Genomic DNA, 25228 nt, shown 5'->3' with positions numbered 1-25228 from the left:
CCGGCCCCGGAGGCTCAGCTGAGGGTGAGCCGGATCCCGACCGTGCCCTCGGTGCCGCGCCGGATCCGGCTGCCGAGCATGGTCAGCCGCCCGAGGACGCCGTACTTGCGGGCCAGCAGGGCGCGGTAGCGGGAGGTGCCCGCGGTGTCCAGCAGCTCGGCGCGGGCCGGCACCGACAGCCCGGTCGGCTTGCCCCGGACGTCGCACGGGCCGACCAGCACGTCCGGCCGGCGGCGGATCCGCTTGACCTTCCAGGAGTCGGTGGCCGTCCACACCCCCAGCGCCGGCCCGTCCCGGACCACCCAGACCGGGGTGGCCACCGGCGAGCCGTCCTTGCGATACGAGGTGACCAGCAGGTACTTGCCGCGGCTGAGCCGCTCCAGCTGCGCTTCGTCCATGGCCCGAACTGTACGGGCCTCGCGCCACACCGCCGGGGAAGGCGCGGAAGCTGCCAGAATGCAGGGCGTACCAGCAGGACCGGCAGTGCAACTCTGATCGACAGCGCAACTCTGGAGAAGGTGACCGGCTTCGTGACCACGCCAGCCGAGCAGGCAGCACAGGCAGCAGCGGCAGCCGAACGGGCAGTCGGGCGGCGGATCGCCGAGGAACTCGGTGTCCGCGAGGGCCAGGTGAGGGCAGCCGTCGAGCTGTTGGACGGCGGCTCGACCGTGCCGTTCATCGCCCGCTACCGCAAGGAGGTCACCGGCGAGCTGGACGACGCCCAGCTGCGCACCCTGGAGGAGCGGCTGCGCTACCTGCGGGAGCTGGAGGAGCGGCGCGCGGCGGTGCTGGAATCCGTCGAGGCACAGGGCAAGTTGGACGACGCGCTGCGAGCGCAGATCCTGGCCGCCGACTCCAAGGCCCGGTTGGAGGACATCTACCTCCCGTTCAAGCCCAAGCGGCGCACCAAGGCGCAGATCGCCCGCGAGGCCGGTCTGGAGCCGCTGGCCGACCAGCTGCTGGCCGACCCCGGGCAGCAGCCGGCCGTGCTCGCCGCGACCTTCGTCAACGAGAACGTGGCGGACGCGCCCGCCGCGCTGGAGGGCGCCCGGGCGATCCTGGTCGAACGCTTCGCCGAGGACGCCGACCTGATCGGTGGCCTGCGCGAGCGGATGTGGACCCGTGGCCGGCTGGTCGCCACCGTCCGGGAGGGCAAGGAGCAGGAGGGCGCCAAGTTCGCCGACTACTTCGACTTCGCCGAGCCCTTCACCAAGCTCCCCTCGCACCGGATCCTGGCGATGCTGCGCGGTGAGAAGGAGGAGGCCCTCGACCTGGAGCTGTCTCCGGAGGACGGCGAGCAGTCCGGCGACCTGCCCGGCCAGAGCGACTACGAGCAGCGGATCGCCGCCCGGTTCGGGGTCGCCGACCACGGCCGCCCGGCTGACAAGTGGCTCGGTGACACCGTCCGTTGGGCCTGGCGGACCAGGATCCTGGTCCGGCTCGGCCTGGACCTGCGCACCCGGCTGCGCCAGGAGGCCGAGGACGAGGCGGTCCGGGTGTTCGCCGCCAACCTGCGCGACCTGCTGCTCGCCGCACCCGCCGGCACCCGGGCCACCATGGGCCTGGACCCGGGCTTCCGGACCGGCGTCAAGGTCGCGGTGGTGGACGCCACCGGCAAGGTGGTGGCGCACGACACGATCTACCCGCACCAGCCGGCCAACAAGTGGGACGCGGCGCTGGCCACCCTGGCCGCGCTGGCCAAGGCGCACGCGGTCGACCTGATCGCGATCGGCAACGGCACCGCCTCGCGGGAGACCGACAAGCTGGCCGAGGAGCTGATCAAGCGCCACCCGGAGCTGAAGCTCACCAAGGCGATGGTCTCGGAGGCGGGCGCCTCGGTCTACTCGGCCTCCGCCTACGCCTCGCAGGAGCTTCCGGAGCTCAACGTCTCGATCCGCGGCGCGGTCTCCATCGCCCGCCGGCTGCAGGACCCGCTGGCCGAGCTGGTGAAGATCGACCCCAAGTCGATCGGGGTCGGCCAGTACCAGCACGACCTCAGCGAGGCGAAGCTGTCGCGCTCGCTGGACGCGGTGGTCGAGGACTGCGTGAACGCGGTCGGCGTGGACGTCAACACCGCCTCGGCGCCGCTGCTGACCCGGGTCTCCGGGGTGACGGCCGGGCTGGCCGACAACATCGTCGCGCACCGGGACGCCAACGGGCCGTTCCGCACCCGCAGGGCGCTCAAGGACGTGGCCCGGCTCGGGCCGAAGGCGTTCGAGCAGTGCGCGGGCTTCCTGCGGATCCCGGACGGGGACGACCCGCTGGACGCCTCGGCGGTGCACCCGGAGGCGTACCCCGTGGTGCGACGGATCCTGGCGACCACCGGTGGCACGGTGCGCGAGCTGGTCGGCAACGGTGCGGCGCTGCGGGCGCTGCGGCCGGCCGACTTCGCGGACGCGACCTTCGGCGTGCCGACCGTCACGGACATCCTGGGCGAGCTGGACAAGCCCGGGCGCGACCCGCGGCCGGCGTTCCGCACCGCGACCTTCAAGGAGGGCGTCGACAAGATCGGCGACCTGGAGGTGGGGATGGTGCTGGAGGGCGTGGTGACCAACGTCGCCGCGTTCGGGGCCTTCGTCGACGTGGGCGTGCACCAGGACGGGCTGGTGCACGTGTCGGCGCTGTCGGCGAAGTTCGTCAAGGACCCGCGGGAGGTGGTCAAGCCCGGTGACGTGGTGACCGTCCGGGTGGTCTCGGTGGACGTGGCGCGCAAGCGGATCGGGTTGACCCTGCGGCTGGACGACGAGGTCGGGCGGCCGGGCGGCGGATCGGGTGGTTCGGGCCGCACCGAGCGCGGAGGCGAGCGCGGTCCGCGTCCGCCTCGGCAGGACCGGCGCGGGGGCGGTGGCTCGGGTGGCTCGGCGCCGATCGGCAACAGCGCGATGGCCGACGCGTTGCGGCGGGCGGGGCTGACCAAGTAGGTGCTGCGGCGTGGGAGGTCGGCAGAGTCGACTTCCCACGCCTCGTGACGTCCTACAAGGTGCCGTCGCGGTGCGCCGCGGCGAACGCCACCAGCTCGCCCCACCAGGGCTCCCGTCCCCGGGCCAGCAACTCGCAGGCCTCCGCCACCGGCATCGCCCGGACCTCCTCGACCTGCTCGCCGTCCGCCGGGTTGGTCGGCGCGGAGTCGACCACCACCTCGGCCCACCCCCACAGCCAGGCCTTCTCCGGGTGCGGCTGCCACGGGCGGTACGGCTCCGGATGGTCCGTCACGCAGCGGTGCGCGCCGATCCAGCTGGCCGGCCCGAGCAACCGCGCGCCGGCCTCCTCGCGCAGCTCGCGGTCCAGGCAGGAGCCGATGCTCTCGCCCGCCTCCCGGGTGCCGCCCGGCAGGAACCAGTGGCCGCGCGAGTCGCGGCAGAGCACCAGCAGGTCGCCGGTGAACCCGGCGAGGTGGATGTTGGTGATCAGACCGTCCGGCGGCAGCTCGGTGGAGAACTGGGCGTCCATCCCTCCCCACTCCCAGCGCTGCGGCGCGAAGAGCGCGGGGAAGCGGTCCTGTGGGCGGTTCGCGATATCGGTCGTTTCCGTCATCGGCCGATCCTAGTGGGCGTTCCCCACCGGCCGGCGCCCGCAGGACGGGGAGCGTCCACCCTCCCGTTCCGCCCGTCGATGCGGCAGGCTGGAGATATCAGTTACCCGCGAGTAGGGAGTAGCGCATGGCGCCGACCCACGAGGTCACCAACCAGGTACCGCCGCCGTACGGCCACAACACCGCGCAGGACCCGGCTCTGCTCGCCGCCCTGCACCGGGCCGGTGCCGGCTGGGCCGAGCCCGAGCTGCGCGAACTCGGCGCGCTGGCCGGCACCGAGCAGGCCGCCGAGTGGGGCCGGCTGGCCAACGAGAACGAGCCGGTCCTGCGCACCCATGACCGCTTCGGCCACCGGATCGACGAGGTCGAGTTCCACCCCGCCTGGCACCAGTTGATGGAGATCGCCGTCTCGCACGGCATGCACGCCGCCCCCTGGCAGGACGCCCGCCCCGGCGCGCACACCGCCCGGGCGGCCAAGTTCTACCTCTGGGGCCAGGTGGAGGCCGGCCACAGCTGCCCGATCTCGATGACCTACGCGGCCGTCCCGGCGCTCCGCAGCACCCCTGAACTGGCCGGCTGGCTGGAGCCGTTGCTCGCCTCCCCCAGCTACGACTTCGGCCTGCGCGAGCCGCACGGCAAGCGCGGCCTGATCGCCGGCATGTCGATGACCGAGAAGCAGGGCGGTTCGGACGTCCGGGCCAACACCACCACCGCGGTGCCCGCCGCGGACGGCAGCTACCGGCTGACCGGCCACAAGTGGTTCACCTCCGCGCCGATGTCCGACGTCTTCCTGACCCTCGCCCAGGCGCCCGGCGGGCTCAGCTGCTTCCTGCTGCCGCGGGTGCTGCCGGACGGCTCGCGCAACGCGCTGTTCATCCAGCGGCTCAAGGACAAGCTGGGCAACCGTTCCAACGCCTCGGCCGAGTTGGAGTACGACGGCGCGGTCGGTTGGCTGGTCGGCGAGGAGGGGCGCGGCGTGCCGACCATCATCGAGATGGTCAACATGACCCGGCTGGACTGCACCCTCGGCGCCGCCTCCGGGATGCGGCTCGGTGTCCAGCGGGCGGTCCAACACGCGAACCACCGGCGGGCGTTCGGCAAGGCGCTGATCGACCAGCCGCTGATGCGCAACGTGTTGGCCGATCTGGCGATCGAGTCGGAGGCCGCCACCACGGTCGCGCTGCGGCTGGCCGAGGCGACCGACCGGGCGGTGGCCGGGGACGAGGGCGAGGCGCTGTTCAAGCGGCTCGGGCTGGCGGTCTCCAAGTACTGGGTGTGCAAGCGCGGTCCGGCGCACGCGGCGGAGGCGTTGGAGTGCCTGGGCGGCAACGGGTACGTCGAGGAGTCGGGGATGCCGCGGCTCTACCGGGAGGCGCCGCTGGTGTCGATCTGGGAGGGCTCGGGCAACGTCGCGGCGCTGGACGCGTTGCGGGCGATGGCGCGCAGCCCGCAGTCGCTGGAAGCCTACTTCGCCGAGGTGGACGCGGCGGCCGGTGCCGACCGCCGGCTGGACGCGGCGGCGGCCGGACTGCGCAAGCAGCTGGGCGACCTGACCGACCTGGAGTTCCGCACCCGCCGGCTGGTCGAGCAGCTGGCGCTGACCCTGCAGGGCGCGCTGCTGGTCCGGTACGCCGACCCGGCGGTCGCCGACGCCTTCTGTGCCTCGCGGCTGGCCGGTGACCACGGCGGCGCCTTCGGCACCCTGCCGGCGGGCGTCGACACCGAGGCGATCCTGCGCCGCGCGCAGCCCGTGGCGGCTTAGGGCCTGCCCGGCGGATCTTGCCGGGCGCGCGACGCCGGGAATCCTCCCCCAGCCTTCGGCCGGGAGGTGCCCCCACCTGGACGCACGCCCGAATCGCCCAAGTACGACCCAGTACGAGGACGACTCGGGCGCACGCCCAGCCGGGCCCCCAACGCCGCACGCTGATCCGGCAAGATCCGCCGGGCAGACCCTAGGGCCTGCCCGGCCGGCAAGGGATGCCGGGGAGGGCGTCCGAGCCGATCGGACCGACGTCGAACGCCGTGCGGCCTCGCCGTCGCACCGTCGTCCACCGGCGTGCGGGGCCCACCCGGGAGCCCCGCACGCCAATGATGGGGTGACAGATTCTGCCAGCTGTCAGCTGACAGCTGCCACCTGTTTTCGACCGCGGTTGTTCGGCCAACCCGCTCAGTCGGCCGCCCGGCCACCCGGCCGTTCGGTGATCCAGATCTGCAGCCGCTCGGTCTCCGCCGGGGCGCTCGGTGGCCGCCGGTCGACCCGGTCCAGGCGGTAGCCGAGCTTGCGCGGGACGGCCGCGCTGGCGAGGTTGGTCTCGTCGCAGTGGATCTCCACCCGGACGATGCCGGGCAGCGCCAGCGCCGCCCCGGTGAGCGCGCGGGCGGCGTCGGTCGCGATCCCCCGGCCCGTGTGGGCCGCGTCCACCCAGTAGCCGATCTCCAGCGCGCCCGGCCCGACCCGGCCGTGCAGCCCGAACGCGCCGACGATGCTGCCGGGTTCGGCGTCCAGCCCGACCACGTACAGGAAGTCGGTGCCGTCCTCCCAGAGTTGCCAGCCGGCCTTGGTCATCTCGGTGCTGCGCTCCAGGGTCGGCGCCGAGCCGGCCCAGGGCATCCAGGGCCGCAGGTGTTCCAGGTTGCGGATCACCGCCGCGTTGGCCGCCGCGGCGTCCGCCACCGTCCGGCGGCGCAGCGAGACGCCGCCGGGCAGGGCGATCAGCTCCGGCGGTCGGCCGGTGGTGACCGGGGCGGCGGCTGCGGGTTCGTCGTAGGTTCGGCTCATGTCCCGCATGATGGCAGCCGGCCGTCCACCCCGACCAGCCGTTTCGGCGGTGCCCGGAGGCGTGGTTCAGAGTCGGACCAACACCTCGTCCAGCTCCTTGCGCCGCAGGTCCGGCACCCGGGCGCCGTCGGCCGGGTAGCCGACCGGGATGACGTAGGCCGCCCGCTCCTCGGCCGGCCGGTCGCAGACCTCGTTGAGGAAGCGCATCGGGCTCGGGGTGTGGGTCAGCGTGGCCAGCCCGGCCTGGTGCAGCGAGGCCAGCAGCAGGCCGACCGCGATCCCCACCGACTCCTTGGTGTAGTACGGCCGCGGCGAGTCCGGCCCCTTGTGCACCTCGAAGACCACGATCACCGCCGGTGCGTCCTCCAGGAACGGCTTGCGCCAGTCGGTCCCGATCGGCGCCAGCGCGGCCAGCCACTCCGCCGAGGCCCGGTGAGCGTAGAACTCGCGCTCCTCGGCCTCGGCCGCCTCGCGCAGCCGCCGCTTGCGCTCCGGGTCGGTGATCACCACGAACCGCCAGGGCTGGACGTGGGCGCCGCTGGGCGCGGTGGCGGCGGTCCGGACCGCCCAGTCGATCACCCCGTCCGGGACCGGGCGGGTCGCGTAGTCGCGGACGGTCCGGCGCTGGGCCATCACGTCGTGGAAGGACCGGCAACGGTCCACCGCCTCGTCGGCCGGCACGGTCATCGGGCGGAGCGGGACGGTCGGGTGGTCCGTCGCGGGCGCTGTGCTGTCAGCCATGGTCGACAGCACAGCACACCACGGCGGCTCGGCGGAAGAGGTTCAGACCTCTCCGCCCTGACGGTGACCGATCAGAACTCGGTCACCCGGCCGTCCGCCACCGCGATCCGCCGGTTCACCGAGACCGCCTCCAGCATCCGCCGGTCGTGGGTGACCAGCAGCAACGTCCCCGGGTAGGAGGCCAGCGCCGACTCCAACTGCTCGATGGCGACCAGGTCCAGGTGGTTGGTCGGCTCGTCCAGCACCAGCAGGTTCACCCCGCGCGCCTGCAGCAGCGCGAGCGCCGCCCGGGTGCGCTCGCCGGGCGAGAGCGTGTCGGCCGGGCGGAGCACGTGCGCCGCCTTCAGCCCGAACTTGGCGAGCAGGGTACGGATGTCGGCCGGCGCCAACTCCGGTACGGCGGCGCCGAACGCCTCCAGCAGCGGCTCGCCGCCGAGGAACAGCCCGCGCGCCTGGTCCACCTCGCCGACCACCACGCCGGAGCCCAACGAGGCGTCCCCGGAGTCGAGTCGGAGCCTCCCGAGGAGAGCGGCCAGCAGCGTCGACTTGCCCGCGCCGTTGGCCCCGGTGATCGCCACCCGGTCCGCCCAGTCGATCTGCAGGTCGACCGGGCCGAAGGTGAACTCGCCACGCCGGACGGCCGCCTGACGGAGCGTCGCCACCACCGAGCCTGAGCGCGGGGCGATCGCGATCTCCATCCGCAGCTGCCACTCCTTGCGCGGCTCCTCGACCACCTCCAGCCGCTCGATCATGCGCTGGGTCTGCTTGGCCTTGGCGGCCTGCTTCTCCGAGGACGAGACGGCCGCGGCCTTGCGGATCCTGTCGCTGTCGGGCTGCTTCTTGAGGGCGTTGCGCACGCCCTTGTCCGCCCAGCCCTTCTGCATCCGGGCCCGGGCCTCCAGGCCCGCCTTGGTGTCCGCGTACTCCTCGTACTCCTCGCGGGCGTGCTGCCGGGCCCGCGCGCGCTCCTCCAGGTACGAGTCGTAGCCACCGCCGTAGAGGTTGACCTGCTGCTGGGCGAGGTCCAGCTCCAGCACCCGGGTCACCGTCCGGGCCAGGAACTCGCGGTCGTGGCTGATCAGCACCGTCCCGGCGCGCAGGCCCTTGACGAACGACTCCAGCCGGGCCAGGCCGTCCAGGTCGAGGTCGTTGGTGGGCTCGTCCAGCAGGAACACGTCGTAGCGGGAGAGCAGCAGCGAGGCGAGGCCGGCCCGGGCCGCCTGGCCGCCGGAGAGCGCGGTCATCGGCAGGTCGAGGCCGACCTTGAGGCCCAGCGAGTCGGCCACCTCCTCGGCCCGCTCCTCCAGGTCGGCGCCACCCAGGTTGAGCCAGCGGTCCAGGCAGTCCGCGTAGGCGTCGTCAGCGCCCGGCCGGCCCTCGACCAGGCCCTCGGTCGCCACGTCCAGCGCCGCCTGGGCGGCCGCCACGCCGGTCCGCCGGGCCAGGAAGTCGCGGACCGACTCGCCGGGACGGCGCTCCGGCTCCTGCGGCAGGTGGCCGACGGTGGCGGCGGGCGGGCTGAGCGTTATCGAGCCGCTCTCCGGCCGGTCCAGCCCGGCCAGCAGGCGCAGCAGGGTGGACTTGCCCGCGCCGTTGACGCCGACCAGCCCGGTCACCTCACCCGGCGCGACGACCAGGTCGAGCCCGGAGAAGAGGGTGCGCTCGCCGTGGCCCGCGCTGAGATCCTTGGTTACGAGAGTGGCACTCATGATGTCCCCGATCCTAAGGCGGCCCGGTGCGGGCCCGGGGAACGGCCGCGGAAAACCGGTTGTCGAGGCCGGCCGGGCGCCCGTAGCGTTGCCGTCGTCGGTTCGCCCGAACCGCTTGCGAGCCCGTTCGCACCTCTGCCGGACAGGAGAAGGCCGTTGCTCTACTGAGGTCATGAGACACCGCTCCCGCGCTGAGTCCTCGCGCGGCGATCGAGCGTGCTGTCCGACCTCGGCCCGGAGCCGTCCGTTCCGTCCGCCTGTTCCGTCGCGTCCGCACGCCCCTCGGCGGTGTCTCCCGTGGTGCCCACCATCCCTTTGAGCAACCACCCAGGAGGCCCCCGTGGCAGCCACCAGCTCCATCCTCTGCACCGACCTCAGCTTCGAGTGGCCCGACGGCACGACCGTGCTGGACCGCTTCCACCTCGCGGTCGGCCCCGGCCGCACCGGCCTGATCGGCCTCAACGGTGCCGGCAAGTCCACCCTGCTGCGCCTGCTCGCGGGCGACCTGACCCCGTCCGGCGGCAGCGTGCGGGTCGCCGGCGAGCTCGGCTACCTGCCGCAGGACCTCGTGCTGGACACCGCGCTGCGCATCGACGAGGTGCTCGGCATCCGGGCCCGCCGCGAGGCGCTGCACGCGATCGAGTCCGGCGACGTCGACGAGCGGCACTTCGGCACGCTCGGCGACGACTGGGACGTCGAGGAGCGCGCTCACGCGGCCCTCGACCGGCTGGGCCTCGGTGGGCTGGACCTCGACCGGACCACCGGCGAACTCTCCGGTGGCGAGGCCGTGTTGCTCCGGCTGGCGGCCCTGCTGCTGGCCCGGCCCGACGTGCTGCTGCTCGACGAGCCGACCAACAACCTGGACCTGGCCGCCCGCGAACGCCTCTACGAGACCGTCGCGAGCTGGGCCGGCGTGCTGGTCGTGGTCAGCCACGACCGCGAGCTACTGGAGCGGGTCGACCAGATCGCCGACCTGCGGGCCGGTGAAGTGACCTGGTACGGCGGCAACTTCGGCGACTACCAGCGCACCCTGGCGGCCGAGCAGGAGGCCGCCGACCGGCTGGTCCGGGTCGCGGAGGGCGACGTGCAGCGCCAGGAGCGCGAACTCGTCGAGGCGAACGTCAAGTTGGCCCGCCGGGTGCGCTACGGCAAGAAGATGAACGAGAACAAGCGGGAGCCCAGGATCGTGATGAACGAGCGCAAGCGGCAGGCCCAGGTGTCGGCCGGCAAGCACCGGGTCATGCACACCGAGCGGCTGGAGGAGGCCCGGGAGCGGCTCACCGCCGCCGAGGAGGCGATCCGGGACGACGCCGAGATCCGGATCGACCTTCCGCGCACCGAGGTCCCGGCCGGCCGTACCGTGCTCTCGCTGGAGGCGGTCCGCCCGGCCTTCGGGCCGGGCATCGCCCTCGACCTGCGCGGTCCCGAGCGGATCGCGCTGGTCGGGCGCAACGGCTCCGGCAAGTCCACCCTGCTGCGGACCATCGCCGGCGAACTTGCGCCGCTGGCCGGGACGGTCAACGTGCCGGTCCCGCTGCGGTACCTGCCGCAGCGGCTCGACCTGCTCGACGACGCGCTGAGCGTCGCCGACAACGTCAAGGCCTTCGCGCCCGGGATCACCGACAACCTGGTCCGGGCCCGGCTGGCCCGCTTCCTGTTCCGCGCCGGCCGGGCCGACCAGCTGGCCGGCACGCTCTCCGGCGGGGAGCGGTTCCGGGCGGCGCTGGCCGCCCTGCTGCTGGCCGACCCGCCACCGCAGTTGTTGCTGCTCGACGAGCCGACCAACAACCTCGACCTGGCGAGCGTGCGGCAGCTCACCCAGGCGCTGTCGTCCTACCGCGGGGCGCTCGTGGTGGCCAGCCACGACCTGCCGTTCCTGCGCGGGCTCGGGATCACCCGCTGGCTGCGGCTGGACGGGACGGGGTTGCGGCGGGTGGACCCGATGTGAGCGGTACCGGACGGGTACCGGCCGCGGTACCCGTCCGGTACCCTGACGGGCATGCCAGCTCTCAACATCGAGTACACGGAGACCGAACTGGCCGCGATCCGTGAGGCGGCGGCCGCGGACGGCAAGAGCGTGAAGGCCTACGTGCACGACCTGAGCGTGCGGGAGCAGCAGCGCCGCACGTTCGTCAACCACGGTGTGGCGTTCTGGAACGCGCACCTGGCGGAGTTCGACGAGGCCTTCCCCGAGGACACGCCCGCCGCCAAGCGCTCCGCGGCGTGAGGATGATGCTGCACGTCGACATCCGCTGGTTGCTGGATGTCCAGGAGCAGGCCTCGCCGGAGGACCTGAGCGTCCGCGACTACTCCGCGCTGCAGGCCGCCGTCGCGCGGCACCGGGTGAACACCGCCCAGCTCGGCCACGACGCGGACCCGGCCTGGTGCGCCGCCGCCCTGATGCACACCATCGCGCTGCTGCGGCCGCTGCCCGCCCGCAACAACCTGTTCGCGTGCATGGCCACCGCCGCCTACATGCACGCCGCCAAGGAGGGCATCGACCCGCCGTACGGCGCGCTGGTGGAGCTGGCGCGCGACGTCGCCGAGGGAGCGGCGGACGTGTTCGCGGCGGCCGACCGGATCCGCGACTGGCGGATCTGATCCGACCGTCGGCGGATACCGGGCGCCGGGATCAGGCGGGTTGCGGGCGGAACCTGGCACGGAGCCTGGCGCGCACCGCCGTACCGAGCCGGTCCAGGCCGACCACGCCCGCCGCCAGGATGACGAACTCCACCGTCAGCTGGGCGATCTGCAGGGCGACCCAGCCGTAGCCGTGCCCGGTCGGGTCGAGGAAGAAGTACGGGTACTTGTTCGGGAAGCTCGGGAACAGCGCCGCCCGCAGCAGGGTCAGCGCCGCGTAGCCGAGCGGGAACGAGAGCCAGAGCGGCAGGTCCCGCCATCGCGAGGCGTTGCGCGGCTTGTTGCCGAGCCAGTCGCCGACCACCAGCACCGGCGTCACGTAGTGCAGGAAGAACGACGACCAGTTCGACAACCGGTCCGCCCCGGACCCGGAGACCAGGCCGGGCAGCGGGCTGACGCCGTGGTTGAGCACGAAGTGCGCGACCAGCCCGGTGATCACGATGTAGAGCGTGACCGCGCCGCGCAGCCGCGGCGCGGGTCCGTCCACCGTGTCGCGTCTGAGCATCCAGTAGACCGCGCCGACGAAGTAGCCGAGCACCGCGACGTTGCTCTCGACCGTGAAGTACACCAGTGAGCTGGTGCCGAGGAGCAGTCCGAGCCCGGAGGAGGCGACGATGGCGAGCCGCCACCAGAGGGCGGGAGCGGTCCGGACAGACATGCGTTCACCAGGTTCGTCGATCGTCGGGCGGCCTTCGTCGAGCAGCGGGTCCGCCGTCCGAGTCCGGGTACTCTACCGACGGGTACGGCTCCGCGGGAGTCCTCCCGCAGGACGAGAACTCCACGCCGATGCCCTGGTCACAGCCCGTGTCCGGCGGCCTGGAGACCGCCGGTCTCAGTCGGTCGTCGGCTGCAGCGTCGCCGGTCCGCGCTCGGCGGCGGCTCTGCTCCTCGCCTGCCACAGCCGGTCCAGGGCGAGGGCACCGGGGCCGGCCACCGCGATGGTGAGGAAGATCCAGCAGTACAGCACCGCCGGCTCGCCGCCGTTCTGGATCGGCCAGAGCGCGTGCTGCTGGTGGACGGTGAAGTACGCGTACGCCATCGACCCCGAGCAGAGCAGCGCCGCCGGCCGGGCCAGCAGGCCGATCAACACCAGTATGCCGCCGACCAGTTGGATCAGCCCGGCCCACCACCCCGGCCACTGTCCGACCGGTGTGCTGGCGCCCCCGTGCGTTCCGCCGAGGACCCCGAACAGGGTGGCCGCGCCGTGGCAGGTGAACAGCAGGGCGGCTACGATCCGCAGCAGGCCCAGCGCCTGGGCGGGCGCCGCGGCGACGACGCCGGCTGGAAGGCGTGGGACGGTGGCCATGGGGACTCCTCGGGTCGGGTGTGGGGGAGAGTGGGACAGGGGAGAGCCGTCACTCGGAAGTCGAACGAGCTCCAACTCTTTGACGTGACACCGTCATCTTGACGCCATGTCAGCTCCAGGGCCAGGCCTGACGGCTCTGAGGTTCTTCTGAATTTCCCGTTCCGGGGCATCGCCGCCGGCCCGCTCCTCGCCTGTCGGCTGACAGGAGCCGTCAGTTGTCAGCTGTCACCCGTCAGTCGTCACTCCTCGGGTCGACCACCCTTGTTACCGGCGAGTCACCGACATACCATCGCGGGTGTTACAGCTCCACTGTCACGCTCGCGGGCGACGCGACGATGCGAGGAGACGACCAGGTGGTGACCAGCGGTGGCCGACGCTGACCAGGCGCGGGTGGCGGAGCCGGCCGGCCCGCTGGCCGGGGTGCGGGTGGTGGAGCTGGCCGGGATCGGCCCGGGCCCGTTCGCCGCGATGCTGCTGGCCGACCTCGGCGCCGACGTGGTGCGGGTGGACCGCCCCGGCCCGTCCCCGCTCGCCGGCGACCCGGCGCACGATCTGACCAACCGCAACAAGCGCTCGGTGCTGATCGACCTCAAGTCCCCCGAGGGCCCCGGCCTGCTGCTCGACCTCGCCGAGCGGGCCGACCTGCTGATCGAGGGCTACCGCCCGGGCGTGGCCGAGCGGCTCGGCGTCGGCCCGGACGCCTGCCTGGCCCGCAACCCCGCGCTGGTGTACGGCCGGATGACCGGCTGGGGCCAGACCGGCCCGCTCGCGGCCACCGCCGGCCACGACATCGACTACACCGCGCTGACCGGGGTCCTCGGCATGATCGGCCCGGCCGACGGCGACGGCCCGCCCAGCATCCCGCTCAACCTGCTCGGCGACTACGCCGGCGGCTCGCTCTACCTGGTGATCGGCCTGCTCGCGGCGCTGCAGCACGCCCGGACCACCGGCGCCGGCCAGGTGGTGGACGCGGCCATCGTCGACGGCACCGCCCATCTCGCCACGCTCTTCTGGGGGTTGCGTGCCGAGGGCCGCTGGCGGGACCGCCGTGGTGGCAACCTGCTGGACGGTGGCGCGCCCTGCTACGCGATCTACCAGGCCGCCGACGGCGGGTACTTCGCGGTCGGCGCGCTGGAACCGCAGTTCTACGCCGAGTTCGCCCGCCTGCTGGAGCTCGGCGAGGACGCGCCCGGCCAGTACGACACCACCCGCTGGCCGGAGTTGCGGGCCCGGATCGCCACCCGCTTCGCCACCCGCGACACCGCCGAGTGGACGGCCGTCTTCGCGGGTACCGACGCCTGCGTGACACCCGTCCTGACGCTGGACCAGGCCGCCGTCCATCCGCACCTGGTGGCCCGCGCCACCTACGTCGAGCGGGACGGCATCACCCAACCCGCCCCCGCCCCGAGGTTCTCCGCCACCCCCACCGCGCTGCGCCGTCCACCCGCCCGGCCCGGCGCCGACACCGCCGAGGTGGCCCGTGACTGGGGCCTGCCCGCCCTGGACCGGTGGAGCCGTCCCGCCCGCACGACCAACTCCTCCGAAAGGCAGCCATCGTGAGTACCGAAGCCTACGTCTACGAGGCGATCCGCACCCCGCGCGGACGCGGCAAAGCCAACGGTTCCCTGCACGGGACCAAGCCGGTCGACCTGGTGGTCGGCCTGATCCGCGAACTCCTCACCCGGCTGCCCGGATTGGACCCGGCGGCGATCGACGACGTGGTGCTCGGCGTGGTCAGCCCGCTGGGCGACCAGGGCTCCGACATCGCCCGGATCGCCGCCATCGCGGCCGGCCTGCCCGACACGGTGGCCGGCGTGCAGGAGAACCGCTTCTGCGCCTCGGGCCTGGAGTCGGTCAACCTGGCCGCGGCCAAGGTCCGTTCGGGCTGGGAGGACCTGGTGCTGGCGGGCGGGGTCGAGTCGATGTCGCGGGTCCCGATGGGCTCCGACGGCGGCGCCTGGGCGATGGACCCGATGACCAACTACGAGTCGAGCTTCATCCCGCAGGGCGTCGGCGCCGACCTGATCGCCACCATCGAGGGCTTCACCCGCGCCGACGTGGACGCCTTCGCCGCCGAGTCGCAGTCCCGCGCGGCCAAGGCCCAGGCGGACGGGCTCTTCGACCGTTCGGTCGTCCCGGTCCGCGACCGCAACGGCCTGATCGTGCTGGAGCGCGACGAGTACCTGCGCCCCGGCACCACCGTGGAGACCCTGGGCGCACTGAAGCCCTCCTTCGCCGGGATCGGCGAGGCCGGTGGCTTCGACGCGGTCGCGCTGCAGAAGTACCACTGGGTGGAGCGGATCGACCACGTCCACACGGCCGGCAACTCCTCCGGCATCGTGGACGGCGCCTCGCTGGTGGCGATCGGCACCCGCGAGGTGGGGGAGCGGTACGGGCTGCGCCCGCGGGCCCGGATCGTCTCGGCCGCGGTCTCCGGATCCGAGCCCACCATCATGCTCACCGGTCCGGCCCCGGCCACCCGCAAGGCGCTCGCCAAGGCCGGCCTGACCGCCGCCGACATCGACCTGGTGGAGATCAACGAGGCGTTCGCCGCGGTCGCGCTGCGCTTCGTCCGGGAACTGGGCTTCCGCCCGGACCAGGTGAACGTCAACGGCGGCGCGATCGCGCTCGGCCATCCGCTGGGCGCCACCGGCGCGATGCTGCTCGGCACCGTCATCGACGAGCTGGAGCGCCGGGACCAGCGCTACGGCCTGGTCACGCTCTGCGTCGGTGGCGGCATGGGCATCGCCACCATCGTCGAGCGGCTCTGACCACCCCCGTCCCCTCCTGGAGAGAAACCCCATGACCGACGCATCCGTCGCATCCGTTGTCCGCTGGGAGCAGGACCAGGACGGGGTGGTCACGCTCGTCCTCGACGATCCCACCCAGTCCGTCAACACCATGAACGCCGCCTTCACCGCCTCCTTCGAGGCCGTGGTGGCGCGGCTGGCGGCCACCGAGGGGCTGCGCGGGGTGGTGATCACCTCGGCCAAGAAGACCTTCTTCGCCGGCGGCGACCTGCGGCTGCTCTCGGCCGCCGGTCCCGAGGACGCCGAGCAGGTCTTCGCCTCCTCGCTGCGGATCAAGCGCGACCTGCGCGCCCTGGAGACGCTGGGCGTGCCGGTGGTCGCGGCGATCAACGGCAGCGCGCTCGGCGGCGGCCTGGAGCTGGCCCTCGCCTGCCACCACCGGATCGCGCTCGATGTGCCCGCCAGTCGGATCGGCCTGCCCGAGGTCACCCTGGGCCTGCTGCCCGGTGGTGGCGGGGTGGTCCGCACGGTCCGACTGCTCGGCCTCACCGACGCGTTGCTCAAGGTGCTGCTGACCGGCCGTCAGTACCGGCCGGCCGCCGCCCTCGAGGCCGGCCTGGTGCACGAACTGGCCACCACTCAGGATGAGTTGCTGGCCAAGGCGCGGGCCTGGATCGCCGCCCACGAGAGCGCCCGGCAGCCCTGGGACGTCAAGGGTTACAAGATCCCCGGCGGCACCCCGGCCACCCCCGCGCTCGCCGCCAACCTGCCCGCGTTCCCGGCCAGTCTGCGCAAGCAGCTGGCGGGTGCCCCCTACCCGGCGCCACGCAACGTGCTGGCGGCCGCGGTCGAGAGCACCCAGGTCGACCTGGACACCGCGATGGTCGTCGAGGCCCGTTACTTCACCGAGTTGGTCTGCGGCCAGACCGCCAAGAACATGATCCAGGCGCTCTTCTTCGACACCCAGGCGGTCAACTCCGGTGCCAGCCGCCCGGCCGGGGTGCCGAAGCGCGAGGTGCGCCGGGTGGCCGTGCTCGGCGCCGGGATGATGGGCGCGGGCATCGCCTACTCCTGTGCCAGGGCGGGCTTCGAGGTCGTCCTGAAGGACGTCAGCCTGGACTCCGCCGAGCGTGGAAAGGCCTACTCGGCCGGGCTGTTGGAGAAGGCGGTGGCACGCGGCCGGTCCACCGCCGAGCAGCGGGACGCGCTGCTGGCCCGGATCACCCCGACCGCCGACGCGGCCGCGCTGGCCGGCTGCGACGCGGTGATCGAGGCGGTCTTCGAGGACGTCGCGCTGAAGCACAAGGTGTTCCAGGAGGTCGAGGGCCTGCTCGCACCCGACGCGCTGCTCTGCTCCAACACCTCGACGCTGCCGATCACGCTGCTCGCCGAGGGCGTCCAGCGGCCGGCCGACTTCATCGGTCTGCACTTCTTCTCGCCGGTGGACAAGATGCCGCTGGTCGAGATCATCAAGGGCGAGCGGACCGGCGAGGAGGCGGTGGCCCGCGCCTTCGACCTGGTCCGCGCGCTGGGCAAGACGCCGATCGTGGTGAACGACTCGCGCGGCTTCTTCACCTCGCGGGTGATCGGCCAGTTCATCAACGAGGGCGTGGCGATGGTCGGCGAGGGCATCGAGCCGGCCTCGATCGAGCAGGCCGCGGCCCAGGCCGGCTATCCGGCCAAGGTGCTCTCGCTGCTCGACGAGCTGACCCTGACGCTGCCGCGCAGGATCCGGGCGGAGGCCCGGCGCGCGGTGGAGGAGGCCGGCGGTGTCTGGCAGCCGCACCCGGCGGACGCCGTCTTCGACCGGATGGTCGAGGAGTTCGGCCGCCCCGGCCGCAGCGGCGGCGCGGGCTTCTACGAGTACGACGCGGACGGCGGGCGTGGCCGGCTCTGGCCCGGACTGCGCGAGCACTTCGGGGCGACGACGCCCGTGGACGTGCCGTTCGAGGACCTGCGGGAGCGGATGCTCTTCGCGGAGGCACTGGACTCGGTCCGCTGCCTGGAGGAGGGCGTGCTCACCTCGGTGGCCGACGCCAACGTCGGCTCGATCCTGGGCATCGGGTTCCCGGCCTGGACCGGCGGCGTGCTCCAGTACATCAACGGCTACCCCGGCGGCCCGGCCGGGTTCGCCGCCCGAGCACGGGAGTTGGCCGCCGCCTACGGCGAGCGCTTCGCCCCGCCGGCGATGCTGGAGCGGATCGCGGCGGAGGGTGGCCGGTTCACCGACCGGCCCGCCGAAGCCTGACGGTCGCCTGCCCCGGCGGCAACACGCCGCCGGGGCAAGCCCGTTGTGGCCTTCTGCTACGCCCGACCGTCAGGCCCGCTCGGCCAACTGCTCGGCCAGCGAACGGTGGAAGGCCGTCACCAGCGCCTGGGCGAGCAGTGGCTCGATCCCCCCGGTCAGCTCCCGCATCCGCGCCACCTCGGCCGGCGCCGGCCCGCTCTCCCGGAACGGCCGCCACACCGTCTCCCGGAACAGCCGGTGCAACTCCTGGGCGGCGGCCTGGCTGTGCAGCCGCACCACGGCCCGGGTGGCGACGATCACCTCCAGCGGTATCGGCAGGTCCAGCACCCGTGCGCCCAGCGGCAGTAGACCCGGATCGACCCGGAACACCCCGTCCCGGTCGGTCGGTTGCAGCGCGCCCATGGCCACCAGTCGGTCCAGGTCCGGCGCGGACAGCTCGCGGCCGACCCGGCGGGACAGCTGCTCGACGCTCGCCTCCTCGGCCGACTCCGGCTGCCAGGCGGCGACCAGTGCCCGATGGATCGCCAGGTCCAACGAGCCTATGTCTGCCGGGAGTTGTGCCAGGTAGCGGTCGATCGCGGCGAGGGTGAGGCCCTGTCGCTGCAACTCCTCGATCAGCTCCAGCCGGTCCAGGTGCGCCACTCCGTACCAGCCCACCCGGCGCGGTCCCAACTCCGGTGGCGGCAGCAGCCCGCGCCCGCTGTAGAACCGCACCGTCCGCACCGTCACCCCGGCCCGCGCGGCGAGTTCGTCCACCGTCAACCGCAGCGGCGCGGAATCGGACGGAGTCGGGGCGGGGGAGGGCGCCGGAGCTGCGACCATCGATCTCTCGCCTCCTGTCGCGCCAGACCAGGCTGGCACAACCCTGCTGGGACAGTCCTGCTGTGACAGTAGCAGTGCCCAACCCGGGCCCCCGGTACGCCCGGGGACCCGACCGCACGGCTCGGACCGACCGGCACCTGGTCATGTGCCGGTCGCTGGTGGACCGCGCGGCGAGGATCAGCCCACCAGGAGGCCGGCGTGGTGGCGGCGGGCCACCTCGGGGTGGGCGCGGAGGTAGCCCTTCAGCTCGTTGCGGCCGTACTCGGCGAAGAGCGGGTTGGCCGGGTCGGCGGTTGCACCGGGGGCGTGCTGGGCGTGCGGGAAGTCCAGCGGCTGGATGTGGGCGTCCAGGCGCGGGTTGTAGAAGAACGGCACGGAGTACCGCTCCCGGCCACCGGGCGGGCTGACCACGCGGTGGTTGGTGGCCTTGAGGTAGCCGTCGGTGGCGACTTCGAGCAGCTCGCCGAGGTTGACCACGAAGGCGCCCGGCATCGACGGGACGTCCAGGAAGCTGCCGTCGGGGCGTTCGACCTGTAGGCCCGGGACGCCGTCGGTGAGCAGCAGGGTGAGGAAGCCGTAGTCCTTGTGCGCGCCCACCCCCTGGCCGGCGCCGTCGGGCGCGCTGCCGGGGTAGCGGACCAGCTTGAGGCGCAGGTGCGGGTGGCCGGCGAAGACGTCGTCGTAGAAGTCGGGCTTGGCGCCGATCGCGGTGAGCAGTTCGTGCAGCAGCCGTTCGGCGACCGCGCTGAGCCGGTCGATCCAGTCCAGCGCGGCGGCGCGCAGCGTGGGCAGTCCGGCCGGCCACTGGTTCGGGCCCTCCAGCCACCAGTAGTCCGGTTCGCCCTCGGCCGGGCGGTGGACCGGGAGTTCGGCGCCTATGTCGAGCTGGTCGCGCCAGTCGCTGCGGCCGCCGGTGCGCTCGTCGCCGATCCGGGTGTAGCCGCGGAAATGAGGGGAGTTGAGGTTGCTGATGGCCAGCCGCTCGGCCTCGGGGAGCGCGAAGAAGGCGTGCATGGCGTCGGTGAGCCGGGCGGTCTCCGCCGCGGTGATGCCGTGGCCGGTCAGGTGGAAGAAACCGACCTCGGTGGCGGCCCGGTGCAGGGCGGTGTGCAGGGCGGCCCGCTCCTCGGCGCTGCCGGAGGCGGCGGAGAGGTCGATCACCGGAAGGGCGTCGAACGGAACGGCGGGGACGGAAGGGACAGAAGTGTGCTGCTGCGACATAAGGTGACATCCGCTGGGTATGCCCGGTCGGTTCCGGCGGTGGCCGGGAACGCCGGAGGCGCGGCGGGGTATGGGCGGCGCCCCCGGGACCAGGGTCCGAAGGTGAAGGTGGGGTCAGCGGTAGCGTCGACAGGACATGCTCGTGACGCGGAGCAGGTCCACGTGACGGCGACTGACCAGGAGAAGCAGGGGAAGCACGTCAACCAGCGTAGACGAGGCGCGGCGGTGGCCGGGAAGCGGTCTGCATGCTCCCCGATTATCGGGTCGGCCGGCTGGCCCGTCGATGGCCAGACCGGCCGTTTCGGCTCTGGCCGAAAATGCTCCCGGAACGGAAGGCTCCGGAAGGGGAGGCCCCGGAACGGACGGCGCGGGGGCGCCTACTTCCCGTCCCGGTACGCCTCCAGCAGCCGCAGCCAGACCTCGCTCACCGTCGGATAGGACGGCACCGCGTGCCAGAGCCGGTCCAGCGGCACCTCGCCCACCACCGCGACCGTCGCCGAGTGCAGCAGCTCGCCGATGCCGGGCCCGACGAAGGTGACGCCGACCAGGCAGCCGCGGTCCTCGTCCACCACCATCCGGGCCCGGCCCTGGTAGCCGTCGGCCTGCAGCGAGGCGCCGGCCACCTGGCCGATCTCGTAGTCGACCACCCGCACCCGCAGTCCGGCCCGCTCGGCGGCCGTCGCGGTCAGCCCGACCGACACCGCCTCCGGGTCGGTGAAGACCACCTGCGGCACGGCCGCGTGGTCCGCGGTCGCCACGTGCGCGCCCCAGCGGGCGGTGTCCACCGGCCGGCCGAGCGCCCGGGCGGCGATCGCCGCCCCCGCCATCCGCCCCTGGTACTTGCCCTGGTGGGTGAGGAGCGCCCGGTGGTTGACGTCCCCCATCGCGTAGAGCCACTCGCCGTCCACCCCGCGGACCAGGCAGCTGTCGTCCACCTCCAGCCAGGAGCCGTCGGTCAGCCCGACGCTCGCCAGGCCCAGCGCGTCGGTGCGCGGCGCCCGGCCGGTGGCGTAGAGTACCTCCTCGACCTCCAGGCCCTCGCCGCTGTCCAGCCGCACGGTGACCGTGCCGTTCACCCGGTGCAGCTCGGTCACCGTGACGCCGGTCCGCACCACCACCCCGGCAGCGGCCAGCCCGGCGCCGACCAGCTCCCCGGCGAACGGCTCCATCCGCGGCAGCAGCCCGGCCCCGCGGACCAGCATGGTGACCCGGGAGCCGAGCGCCTGCCAGGCCGTGGCCATCTCCACGCCCACCACGCCGCCGCCGACCACCGCCAGCCGGCGCGGCACCGTCTTGGCACTGGTGGCGTCGCGGCTGGTCCACGGACGGGCCTCGGCCAGCCCCGGCACGCCGGCGGGCAGCACCGCGCGGCTGCCGGTGCACACGGCCACGGCGTGTCGCGCGGTGAGCAGCCGCTCCCCACCGTCCGGCGTGCGCACCGCGACCCGCCGCGGACCGTCCAGCCGCCCCTCGCCGCGGACCAGCACCGCGCCGGTCCCCTCCAGCCAGGCGACCTGCCCGTCGTCCTTCCAGTGCGCGACGAAGGAGTCCCGCCGGGCCAGCACGGCCGGGGCGTCCAGCGCGCCGGTGGCCGCCTCGCGCGAGCCGGCCACCGCCCGCGCGGCCCCCAGCGCGGCGGGCGGGCGCAGCAGTGCCTTGCTCGGCATGCACGCCCAGTACGAGCACTCGCCGCCGACCAGTTCGCTCTCCACCACGGCGGTGGTCAGGCCGGCGGCCCTGGTCCGGTCGGCGACGTTCTCACCGGTCGGGCCGCCGCCCAGGACGATCACGTCGAAGGTGTCGGGGCCGTTGCCGTCGTCGGTCACAGGGCTCACGTGCGCTCCTCGGGGTCGCTGGTCCGCCGCCGATGGGCGGTCAGGCCATCCTGGCCCGCAGGCGCCCAGCTTGTCCGGCGGCGCGCGAGATCCGTGAGTACCCCGGCGCGCGTGGTGGGCGTGCGGGCGGCGAGGGGGCGCGGGCAGCTACAGCGCGCCAGCTCGTTGCAGCCGGGTGAGCGAGAGCCACCCCGGGAACACCGGCAGCACCAGCGTGATCAGCCGGAACAGCACCACCGACCCCAGCGCGGTGGCGTGCCCGAGCGAGGCCGCCGCCGTCAGCAGGGCGGCGGTGGAGCTCTCCACCGCGAGCAGCCCGGCCGGGGTGGGACTCGCCGAGCCGATCGCACTGCCGACCAGGTAGGCGACCGCGACCGCGGCGAACCGCGGGTGCCCGTGCCCGGCCCGCACGCTGCAGTACAGGCAGGACACCAGCGTCATCGACACCAGCAGTTGCCCGATCACCCCGGCGGCCAGCCGCCCGGGCTGACGTGACAGGTCGCGCAGCCGGCTGAGCGAGCCCGCGAGCAACGTCCGCAGCCGGCCCAGCACCCAGCGCCGCGCGGTCGGCGCCGCCAGCACCCCGGCCACCAGCAGCACGAGCGCGCCGGCGGCGATCGCCAGCACCGGCCAGGGCACGTGCTGGTGGGCGGCCGGGTCGAAGCCGAGCAGCGAGACGAAGAGCATCAGTTGGAGCAGGTGCAGCCCGAGCCCGACCAAGGAGCCCACCCCCACGCTGGAGACCGCCTCGCCCGGTGCCACTCCCGCGCGCTGCAGGAAGCGGGTGTTCAGCGCCATGCCGCCCAGCCCGCCCGGCGCGACCAGCTTGACGAAGGCGCCGGACAGCTGGACCAGCACCGTCCGCCCGGCGCCCAGCCGCTCCGGCACGAACCCGAGGAACCCCAGCGCCGCCGCCGGGTAGCTGGCCGCCGCGGCCAGCAGCGCGAGCAGCACCCAACCCGGGTCCGCGCCCAGCACCACCTCGACCGGATCGACGTCCCCCCGCGTCCCCTGGAAGTACAGCAGGACGCCGAAGACGACCGCCCCCGCGACGGTGATCAGCGTCCGCGGCCTGAGCCGCCCGGCCAACCCCGCCCGTCCCGTCCGTACCACCAGGCCCACCGATCGCGGCTGTCCGGCCGGCCGCGCCTCGGGCTCCGCCTCTGACCTCTCCGAGATCCCCGTTGTCATGGTGCATGCTCCCACGCGGCCCTCGAGCCGGGTGGGCCGAAGCCGAACAGCGGTGATGTGGTGCACGTCGCACCCCTCGTGCTTGCTCAGGGCACCGTGGCATACTCCGACTCGTGACTGGCAGCCGGATAACGAGGACCCTGCGCGCGTTGGTGTTCGCCGCGCTGGCCGTTCCGTTGTCCGCGGCCGGCCAGGTGGTGGTCACCGGCCGTCCACTGCCGGTGACCCTGGTGTTCGCCGCCGGTGCCGTGGTCTTCCTGCTGGCCGCCGTGGTGTCCGGCACCGAGCGCGGCTTCCTGCAGATCGCCGCGGTGTTCCTGCCGGTGGAGCTGCTGCTCAACACCACCTTCAATCTCGGCCAGGACACCTGCTCACCGCCGACCGGCCGCTCGCACGGCATCGACCTGGTGGTCTGTGGCGGCGGCTCGGTGAGCGACGGCAGCAGCGTGCTGACCATGGCTCCGGCCCTGGTCGAGCTGTTGCTGCTGGTGGTGCACGTGCTGGTCACCGTGCTCGCCGCGCTCTGGCTGCGCTGCGCCGAGACCGCGCTGGCCCGGCTGCCCGAGCTGGTCCGGGCGTTGGCCCGGCTGGCCCCGGACGCGCTGCGCGCCCTGCTGCTCGCACCGATTCCGGCCCGGCCCGCCCCAGGCGCACCGTTGCCGGAGCCGCGTCCCGAGTACGCGCCCGTCGAGGACCTTCCGCTCAGCCCGTCCCGCCGCCGCGGTCCGCCCGCCGGCTACGCGCTCGCCTGCTGACCGCCCTCCCCGCCCGGGGAGCCGCGGGTCCGGCGCGCGCGTCCGGCCCCCTTTTCTCCTTCGCGGACAGGATCGAGCAATCCCATGGGTAAGACCCCCAACGACAGCAAGTCCAACAAGAGCGGCAACCCGAGCAAGAACGGCCCCCGTGGCAACGGGGCCGACCAGGCGCGGGACCGGCGGCAGAAGATGCACGAGGCCCGGCTGCGCGAGCAGCGCGCCGAGACGATCCGGCGCCGGGTGGTGATCGGCGTCTCCTCGCTGGTGGTGCTCGCGCTGGCCGGCGGTGTGGCGCTGGCGATCAACAGCGGCAGCTCCAAGTCGAGCAGCGCCTCGAGCAGCCCCTCCGCCCCGGTGGTCACCCCGGCCAACGTGAGCGGGGACGGCACGGTGATCGTCTACGGCAACCCGAACGCCCAGCACACCCTGCAGGTGTACGAGGACTTCCGCTGCCCGATCTGCAAGAAGTTCGAGACCACCGACGGCAAGGCCGTGCAGGCGCTGGCCGACGACGGCACGTACAAGATCGAGTACCACATCGCCGCGTTCCTGGACGACAACCTGGGTGGCAAGGGCTCGGTCCAGGCGCTGGCCGCGGCCGGCGCGGCGCTGAACCAGAGCGTGGACGACTTCAAGAAGTTCCACGACGCGCTGTACGCCAACCAGCCGAGCGAGGAGACCGACGGCTACGGCAACGTCAACACCCTGCTCAGCGTGGCCGGCCAGGTCCCCGGCCTGAGCACGGACGCCTTCACCAACGCGGTGAAGGCCAACACCTACCTGCCGTGGGCGCAGAAGGTGGCCGCCAAGTTCAACACCAGTGGCGTCACCGGCACCCCGACCCTGAAGCTGGACGGCAAGCAGCTGACCCTCTTCGACAACAGCGGCAACCCGCTCACCCCCGACCAGTACACCGCCATGATCAAGCAGCAGATCGGCTGATGAGATGACGCTCCCCGCCGACGCCGACACCGGTCAGGTGTCGTCGTCCCGTGGCTACTCCGTCCTGCTCGTGGTGGCGGGGGCGATCGGCCTGGCCGGCGCCTTCATCCTGACCACCGACAAGATCAAGCTGCTGCAGAACCCGAACTACGTCCCGAGCTGCAACATCAATCCGATCATCAGCTGTGGTTCCGTGATGCGCACCGAGCAGGCCTCGGTGTTCGGGTTCCCCAACTCGCTGATCGGGTTGATGGCCTTCGCGGTGGTCGTGGCGATCGGCATGGGAGCGCTCGCCGGCGCCCGGTACCGCCGCTGGTTCTGGCTCGGCCTGCAGGCCGGGACGGTCTTCGGGATCGTGCTGATCCACTGGCTGATCGGCCAGACCCTGTACGTGATCGGCGCGGTCTGTCCGTACTGCATGGTGGTCTGGGCGGCGATGATCACGCTGTTCTGGTACACGCTGCTGCACAACCTGCGCACCGGCGTGATCCCGGTCTCCGACCGGCTGCGCCCGGTGGTCCGGGAGTTCCACCGCTACCACTGGGTGGTGCCGGTGCTCTGGTACGCGATCATCCTGCTGCTGGTGCTGAACCGGTTCTGGTACTACTGGAAGACGTTGGTCTGACCCTGCTCGGCAGGGGAGCGAGGGGCCGGAAGCGCGCGGTGGTTTCTAGTGGTCGTCGCAACACGTGGTCGGTTGTCTAGGCCGCGATGAGTTTATGCAGACGCTCGGCTGGGGTTTCCCAGCCGAGCGTCT

Annotated in this window: 22 protein-coding genes; 11 read left to right on the top strand and 11 right to left on the bottom strand. The window is 73.1% G+C overall.

Annotation, left to right across the window (positions count from 1 at the left end; genetic code table 11):
* Positions 1 to 14: 14 nt before the first annotated feature.
* Positions 15 to 398: a PPOX class F420-dependent oxidoreductase gene (locus ACIGXM_RS16465; RefSeq protein ID WP_396561321.1), complete on the bottom strand. Its 384-nt coding sequence runs from the start codon at positions 396 to 398 to the stop codon at positions 15 to 17.
* Positions 399 to 530: 132 nt separating this feature from the next.
* Between ACIGXM_RS16465 and ACIGXM_RS16460 the strand changes: the two genes are divergently transcribed.
* The gene (locus ACIGXM_RS16460; protein ID WP_396561319.1) at positions 531 to 2921 is read left to right on the top strand and encodes a Tex family protein; all 2391 of its coding nucleotides are present in this window, start codon (positions 531 to 533) and stop codon (positions 2919 to 2921) included.
* A 52-nt stretch (positions 2922 to 2973) separates the two neighbouring features.
* Here ACIGXM_RS16460 and ACIGXM_RS16455 read toward each other — a convergent pair whose 3' ends face one another.
* Positions 2974 to 3534 (bottom strand): NUDIX domain-containing protein, encoded by a 561-nt coding sequence (locus tag ACIGXM_RS16455; RefSeq protein WP_396561317.1) that lies wholly within the window; start codon positions 3532 to 3534, stop codon positions 2974 to 2976.
* Between the two features lie 125 nt (positions 3535 to 3659).
* On the opposite strand from ACIGXM_RS16455, the gene ACIGXM_RS16450 reads away from it, so the two are divergent.
* On the top strand, positions 3660 to 5294 hold the full coding sequence (locus ACIGXM_RS16450) for an isovaleryl-CoA dehydrogenase (protein WP_396561316.1): 1635 nt from the start codon (positions 3660 to 3662) through the stop codon (positions 5292 to 5294).
* Between the two features lie 405 nt (positions 5295 to 5699).
* Here ACIGXM_RS16450 and ACIGXM_RS16445 read toward each other — a convergent pair whose 3' ends face one another.
* The 3 genes from ACIGXM_RS16445 to ACIGXM_RS16435 form a co-directional block, all read right to left on the bottom strand.
* Positions 5700 to 6311 (bottom strand): GNAT family N-acetyltransferase, encoded by a 612-nt coding sequence (locus ACIGXM_RS16445; protein WP_396561314.1) that lies wholly within the window; start codon positions 6309 to 6311, stop codon positions 5700 to 5702.
* A gap of 66 nt (positions 6312 to 6377) precedes the next feature.
* The gene (locus ACIGXM_RS16440; protein ID WP_396561312.1) at positions 6378 to 7052 is read right to left on the bottom strand and encodes a nitroreductase family protein; all 675 of its coding nucleotides are present in this window, start codon (positions 7050 to 7052) and stop codon (positions 6378 to 6380) included.
* Positions 7053 to 7123: 71 nt separating this feature from the next.
* Positions 7124 to 8761: an ABC-F family ATP-binding cassette domain-containing protein gene (locus tag ACIGXM_RS16435; protein WP_396561310.1), complete on the bottom strand. Its 1638-nt coding sequence runs from the start codon at positions 8759 to 8761 to the stop codon at positions 7124 to 7126.
* A gap of 340 nt (positions 8762 to 9101) precedes the next feature.
* Here ACIGXM_RS16435 and ACIGXM_RS16430 point away from each other — a divergent pair, with 340 nt between their 5' ends.
* From ACIGXM_RS16430 to ACIGXM_RS16420, 3 genes are read left to right on the top strand one after another with little or no spacing between them, the layout of a single operon-like run.
* Entirely contained in the window at positions 9102 to 10709 is a 1608-nt protein-coding gene (locus ACIGXM_RS16430; protein WP_396561308.1) for an ABC-F family ATP-binding cassette domain-containing protein, read from the top strand.
* A 51-nt stretch (positions 10710 to 10760) separates the two neighbouring features.
* Positions 10761 to 10988: a hypothetical protein gene (locus tag ACIGXM_RS16425; RefSeq protein ID WP_396561306.1), complete on the top strand. Its 228-nt coding sequence runs from the start codon at positions 10761 to 10763 to the stop codon at positions 10986 to 10988.
* A complete protein-coding gene (locus tag ACIGXM_RS16420; RefSeq protein WP_396561305.1) occupies positions 10985 to 11362 on the top strand; it encodes a toxin Doc in 378 nt (125 codons plus the stop codon). Before ACIGXM_RS16425 ends, ACIGXM_RS16420 begins: the two co-directional genes overlap by 4 nt.
* Before the next feature lie 31 nt (positions 11363 to 11393).
* On the opposite strand, the gene ACIGXM_RS16415 is transcribed toward ACIGXM_RS16420, so the two are convergent.
* Both ACIGXM_RS16415 and ACIGXM_RS16410 read right to left on the bottom strand, forming a co-directional pair.
* Positions 11394 to 12059: a Pr6Pr family membrane protein gene (locus tag ACIGXM_RS16415; RefSeq protein ID WP_396561304.1), complete on the bottom strand. Its 666-nt coding sequence runs from the start codon at positions 12057 to 12059 to the stop codon at positions 11394 to 11396.
* Between the two features lie 174 nt (positions 12060 to 12233).
* Complete coding sequence (locus tag ACIGXM_RS16410) at positions 12234 to 12707, bottom strand: DoxX family protein (RefSeq protein WP_396561302.1); 474 nt, start codon at positions 12705 to 12707, stop codon at positions 12234 to 12236.
* A 411-nt stretch (positions 12708 to 13118) separates the two neighbouring features.
* On the opposite strand from ACIGXM_RS16410, the gene ACIGXM_RS16405 reads away from it, so the two are divergent.
* The 3 genes from ACIGXM_RS16405 to ACIGXM_RS16395 are packed head-to-tail and all read left to right on the top strand — an operon-like array spanning position 13119 to position 17705.
* Complete coding sequence (locus tag ACIGXM_RS16405) at positions 13119 to 14267, top strand: CaiB/BaiF CoA transferase family protein (protein ID WP_396561948.1); 1149 nt, start codon at positions 13119 to 13121, stop codon at positions 14265 to 14267.
* Complete coding sequence (locus ACIGXM_RS16400) at positions 14264 to 15478, top strand: acetyl-CoA C-acetyltransferase (protein WP_396561300.1); 1215 nt, start codon at positions 14264 to 14266, stop codon at positions 15476 to 15478. The genes ACIGXM_RS16405 and ACIGXM_RS16400 overlap by 4 nt, the downstream gene beginning before the upstream one ends.
* A gap of 31 nt (positions 15479 to 15509) precedes the next feature.
* Positions 15510 to 17705 (top strand): 3-hydroxyacyl-CoA dehydrogenase NAD-binding domain-containing protein, encoded by a 2196-nt coding sequence (locus tag ACIGXM_RS16395; RefSeq protein WP_396561298.1) that lies wholly within the window; start codon positions 15510 to 15512, stop codon positions 17703 to 17705.
* A gap of 69 nt (positions 17706 to 17774) precedes the next feature.
* On the opposite strand, the gene ACIGXM_RS16390 is transcribed toward ACIGXM_RS16395, so the two are convergent.
* From ACIGXM_RS16390 to ACIGXM_RS16375, 4 genes are all read right to left on the bottom strand, one after another.
* Positions 17775 to 18527, bottom strand: a complete 753-nt coding sequence (locus tag ACIGXM_RS16390; RefSeq protein ID WP_396561296.1) for a MerR family transcriptional regulator — start codon at positions 18525 to 18527, stop codon at positions 17775 to 17777.
* A 177-nt stretch (positions 18528 to 18704) separates the two neighbouring features.
* Positions 18705 to 19748: an isopenicillin N synthase family dioxygenase gene (locus ACIGXM_RS16385; protein WP_396561294.1), complete on the bottom strand. Its 1044-nt coding sequence runs from the start codon at positions 19746 to 19748 to the stop codon at positions 18705 to 18707.
* Between the two features lie 377 nt (positions 19749 to 20125).
* Complete coding sequence (locus ACIGXM_RS16380; RefSeq protein ID WP_396561946.1) at positions 20126 to 21574, bottom strand: dihydrolipoyl dehydrogenase family protein; 1449 nt, start codon at positions 21572 to 21574, stop codon at positions 20126 to 20128.
* 156 nt (positions 21575 to 21730) lie between these two features.
* On the bottom strand, positions 21731 to 22774 hold the full coding sequence (locus ACIGXM_RS16375; protein WP_396561292.1) for a YbhN family protein: 1044 nt from the start codon (positions 22772 to 22774) through the stop codon (positions 21731 to 21733).
* 113 nt (positions 22775 to 22887) lie between these two features.
* Here ACIGXM_RS16375 and ACIGXM_RS16370 point away from each other — a divergent pair, with 113 nt between their 5' ends.
* From ACIGXM_RS16370 to ACIGXM_RS16360, 3 genes are all read left to right on the top strand, one after another.
* Positions 22888 to 23529 (top strand): hypothetical protein, encoded by a 642-nt coding sequence (locus tag ACIGXM_RS16370; RefSeq protein ID WP_396561290.1) that lies wholly within the window; start codon positions 22888 to 22890, stop codon positions 23527 to 23529.
* Positions 23530 to 23613: 84 nt separating this feature from the next.
* On the top strand, positions 23614 to 24471 hold the full coding sequence (locus ACIGXM_RS16365) for a DsbA family protein (protein ID WP_396561289.1): 858 nt from the start codon (positions 23614 to 23616) through the stop codon (positions 24469 to 24471).
* A 4-nt stretch (positions 24472 to 24475) separates the two neighbouring features.
* Positions 24476 to 25096: a vitamin K epoxide reductase family protein gene (locus ACIGXM_RS16360; RefSeq protein ID WP_396561287.1), complete on the top strand. Its 621-nt coding sequence runs from the start codon at positions 24476 to 24478 to the stop codon at positions 25094 to 25096.
* The last annotated feature ends 132 nt before the right edge of the window (positions 25097 to 25228 follow it).

The organism is Kitasatospora sp. NPDC052896 (assembly GCF_044547075.1).
GTDB lineage: Bacteria > Actinomycetota > Actinomycetes > Streptomycetales > Streptomycetaceae > Kitasatospora.
Note: the sequence above shows the minus strand (reverse complement) of the source record. Positions and strands in the feature narration are given on the sequence as shown.

Excerpts from the sequence above, each read along its gene's own strand:
- ACIGXM_RS16465 (WP_396561321.1), bottom strand. The coding sequence starts at position 398 with ATGGACGAAGCGCAGCTGGAGCGGCTCAGCCGCGGCAAGTACCTGCTG.
- ACIGXM_RS16455 (WP_396561317.1), bottom strand. The coding sequence starts at position 3,534 with ATGACGGAAACGACCGATATCGCGAACCGCCCACAGGACCGCTTCCCC.
- ACIGXM_RS16450 (WP_396561316.1), top strand. The coding sequence starts at position 3,660 with ATGGCGCCGACCCACGAGGTCACCAACCAGGTACCGCCGCCGTACGGC.
- ACIGXM_RS16445 (WP_396561314.1), bottom strand. The coding sequence starts at position 6,311 with ATGAGCCGAACCTACGACGAACCCGCAGCCGCCGCCCCGGTCACCACC.
- ACIGXM_RS16440 (WP_396561312.1), bottom strand. The coding sequence starts at position 7,052 with ATGGCTGACAGCACAGCGCCCGCGACGGACCACCCGACCGTCCCGCTC.
- ACIGXM_RS16435 (WP_396561310.1), bottom strand. The coding sequence starts at position 8,761 with ATGAGTGCCACTCTCGTAACCAAGGATCTCAGCGCGGGCCACGGCGAG.
- ACIGXM_RS16425 (WP_396561306.1), top strand. The coding sequence starts at position 10,761 with ATGCCAGCTCTCAACATCGAGTACACGGAGACCGAACTGGCCGCGATC.
- ACIGXM_RS16415 (WP_396561304.1), bottom strand. The coding sequence starts at position 12,059 with ATGTCTGTCCGGACCGCTCCCGCCCTCTGGTGGCGGCTCGCCATCGTC.
- ACIGXM_RS16410 (WP_396561302.1), bottom strand. The coding sequence starts at position 12,707 with ATGGCCACCGTCCCACGCCTTCCAGCCGGCGTCGTCGCCGCGGCGCCC.
- ACIGXM_RS16395 (WP_396561298.1), top strand. The coding sequence starts at position 15,510 with ATGACCGACGCATCCGTCGCATCCGTTGTCCGCTGGGAGCAGGACCAG.
- ACIGXM_RS16390 (WP_396561296.1), bottom strand. The coding sequence starts at position 18,527 with ATGGTCGCAGCTCCGGCGCCCTCCCCCGCCCCGACTCCGTCCGATTCC.
- ACIGXM_RS16385 (WP_396561294.1), bottom strand. The coding sequence starts at position 19,748 with ATGTCGCAGCAGCACACTTCTGTCCCTTCCGTCCCCGCCGTTCCGTTC.
- ACIGXM_RS16375 (WP_396561292.1), bottom strand. The coding sequence starts at position 22,774 with ATGACAACGGGGATCTCGGAGAGGTCAGAGGCGGAGCCCGAGGCGCGG.
- ACIGXM_RS16365 (WP_396561289.1), top strand. The coding sequence starts at position 23,614 with ATGGGTAAGACCCCCAACGACAGCAAGTCCAACAAGAGCGGCAACCCG.
- ACIGXM_RS16360 (WP_396561287.1), top strand. The coding sequence starts at position 24,476 with ATGACGCTCCCCGCCGACGCCGACACCGGTCAGGTGTCGTCGTCCCGT.